Origin of the sequence: Devosia sp., from assembly GCF_028290645.1 — a bacterium.
Lineage (GTDB): Bacteria > Pseudomonadota > Alphaproteobacteria > Rhizobiales > Devosiaceae > Devosia_A.
Genome location: NZ_JAQGJL010000044.1, coordinates 1 through 2,891 on the forward strand (window position 1 = coordinate 1; position 2,891 = coordinate 2,891).

The window sequence follows — 2,891 nt, forward strand, 5'->3', positions numbered from 1 at the left end:
AAGGCATGGATGGCCGCGCCCGCGCCTTCGTCCAGGTGCAGAACGGCTGCGACCACCGCTGCACCTTCTGCATCATTCCCTATGGCCGCGGCCCCTCGCGCTCCGTCACCAAGGGCCGCGTCGTCCAGCAGATCAGGAAGCTCTTCGCCAACGGCTACCGCGACCTCGTCCTCACCGGCGTCGACATCACCTCCTACGGCCCGGACCTGCCCGGCACCCCGACTCTCGGCAAGCTGGTCCAGCAGATCCTCCGCCACGTCCCCGACCTGCCGCGGCTCAGGATCTCGTCGATCGACTCGATCGAAGCCGACCCGGCCTTCTATGACGCCATAGCATCCGACCCCCGCCTGATGCCGCACCTGCACCTGTCCCTGCAGTCCGGCGACGACATGATCCTGAAGCGCATGAAGCGCCGCCACTCCCGCGCCGAGGCGCTCGAGGTCGTCGGCAAGCTGCGGGCCCTCCGTCCCGACATCGTCTTCGGCGCCGACATCATCGCGGGCTTTCCCACCGAGACCGACGAGATGTTCGAGAACTCGCTGAGCTTCGTCACCGAAGCCGACCTCACCTACATCCATGTCTTCCCATATTCGCCCCGTCCGGGCACCCCCGCCGCGCGCATGCCGCAGGTCGACCGCCGCGTCGCCAGGAGCCGCGCCGCCCGCCTCCGTGCGCTCGGCGAGACCCAGTTCGAAAAGCTGGCCGCCTCCCGCATCGGCGCGATCGAGAGCGTCCTCGTCGAGCAGGACGGTATCGGCCGTCAGGAACAGTTCATCCCCGTGGCAATCCCGGGGCACAAGCAGGGCGAACTGGTGCCCGTCCGCATCCTTGGCACCTCCCCCGACGGGCTCGTCGGTGAACCGATAAGGTCCGCAGCCTGATGGTCGAAAAGAAAAAGGGCTTCTTCCAGCGCCTGTTCGGCGGCGGCGACGCCCCCGCGACGCCCGAGCCCGCCCCCACTCCCGAGGGCCCGGTCACCGGCGAGGAAATCCTCGCCGACGAATTCCTCGAGGACGCCATCCCCGAAATTCTCCCGCCGGATCAAGAGCTTGCGCTCGTCGACGCGATGCACGAAGCCGGCCTCCTTGTCACCCCCGAGACCCCCGCACCGTCTCCGCGACCCGAGCCGCCCCCGTCCTTCGAACTGCCCCCGGACCTCAAGCCCGACGAGAGCAATGAGCCGCCCCTCACCGGCGAGGAAATCCTCGCCGACGAGTTCCTCGATGACGCCGTCCCCGAAATTCTCCCGCCCGATCAAGAACTTGCCCTGGTCGAGGCGATCCACGACGCCGGCGGCACCATCACCCCGCCCGCGCCCGATTCCGACCGCGAGCCGCCCGCCGGCCCGCCCGAAGCCACCCCCGCCTATATCGAGGAAATCGAGGAAAACCGCGCTCCCGAGCCCGAACCGGTCCCCCTCGTCCCAACGCCCGTCGCTCCCGTCGAGCCGGCGAAAAAATCCGGCTGGCTGCAGCGCCTCGCCTCCGGCCTCAAGCGCTCCTCCGACCAGCTCACCGGCTCGATCGCCGCCGTTTTCACGAGGAAAAAGCTCGATCAGGCGATGCTCGACCAGCTCGAGGACATCCTGATCCAGTCCGATTTCGGCGTCGACATGGCGACCACGGTGACCGAGGCGCTCCGCCGCGACCGCTTCGACCGCGACATCAGCCCCGACGAAGTGCGCGAGGTGCTCGCCGCCGAGATCGTCAAGGTTCTCGATCCCGTCGCCCGGCCGCTGCTCATCGACACAACCAAAAGACCCTTTGTCATCCTGATGGTCGGGGTGAACGGCACCGGCAAGACCACCACCATCGGCAAGCTCGCGAGCCTCTACCGCTCCCAGGGCAAGAGCGTCATGCTCGCCGCCGGCGACACGTTTCGCGCTGCAGCGATCGAACAGCTGCAGGTCTGGGGCCAGCGCACCGGCGCGCCGGTCGTGGCCAAGCCCGCCGGCTCCGACGCCTCGGGCCTCGCTTACGAGGCGGTCGAGCGCGCCAAGGCCGAAGGCGTCGACATCCTCATCATCGACACCGCCGGGCGCCTGCAGAACCGCGACGAACTGATGGGCGAGCTCGAGAAGCTCATCCGCGTGGTCAAGAAGGTCGAGCCCGATGCGCCGCACGCGACGCTCCTCACCCTCGATGCCACCACCGGCCAGAACGCCCTTAATCAGGTCGAAATCTTCGGCAAGCGTGCCGGCGTCACCGGGCTGGTCATGACCAAGCTCGACGGCACGGCGCGCGGCGGCATCCTTGTCGCCATTGCCAGGAAGTTCGCCATGCCCGTCCATTTCATCGGCGTCGGCGAAGGCGTAGACAATCTCGAGGCGTTCGCTGCCCGCGACTTCGCCGCCGCGATCGCGAGGACTGCAGAATGACCGATGAATCCAAGCCCGCCGAAGTGAACTGGCATGAGCTCCGCCCGCAGATCGTCAAGATCGCGCTGGAGCTCGGCCCGCTGCTGGTGTTCTTCTTCGTCAACGCCAACTACGACATCTTCACCGCCACCGCCTGGTTCATGGGCGCCATGGTGCTGTCGCTGGTGCTGGCTTGGTTCATTCTCAAGAAGATCGCCATCATGCCGCTGGTCACCGGCGTGGTTGTGCTGGTCTTCGGCACGCTGACGCTGCTGCTCAAGGACGACACCTTCATCAAGATGAAGCCGACCATCGTCGACACCCTGTTCGGCGTCACCCTGCTGGGCGGCCTGATCTGGGGCCAGTCGCTGCTGAAATACGTGTTCGGCGACGTCTACAAGCTGAAGCCGGAAGGCTGGCGGGCGCTTACCATCAACTGGGGCCTGTTCTTCCTCTCCCTCGCCGTCGCCAACGAGGTGGTCTGGCGCGGCGCCGATGCCTTCATCGCCGATGGCAAGGCAGCGACGGACCTGTG

General features: G+C 67.0%; 3 protein-coding genes. All 3 read left to right on the top strand.

Features of this window, described 5'->3' with window-relative positions; all coding sequences use genetic code 11:
* Positions 1-881 (top strand): MiaB/RimO family radical SAM methylthiotransferase (locus tag JWQ89_RS02530; protein ID WP_299638139.1); only part of this gene is annotated, 881 nt, incomplete at its 5' end.
* Positions 881-2,377, top strand: coding sequence for a signal recognition particle-docking protein FtsY (ftsY, locus tag JWQ89_RS02535; RefSeq protein WP_299638141.1), 1,497 nt, complete (start codon positions 881-883; stop codon positions 2,375-2,377). The genes JWQ89_RS02530 and ftsY, both read left to right, overlap by 1 nt.
* Positions 2,374-2,891: inner membrane-spanning protein YciB (locus tag JWQ89_RS02540; RefSeq protein ID WP_299638143.1), on the top strand; the 518-nt coding region annotated here is incomplete at its 3' end. The genes ftsY and JWQ89_RS02540, both read left to right, overlap by 4 nt.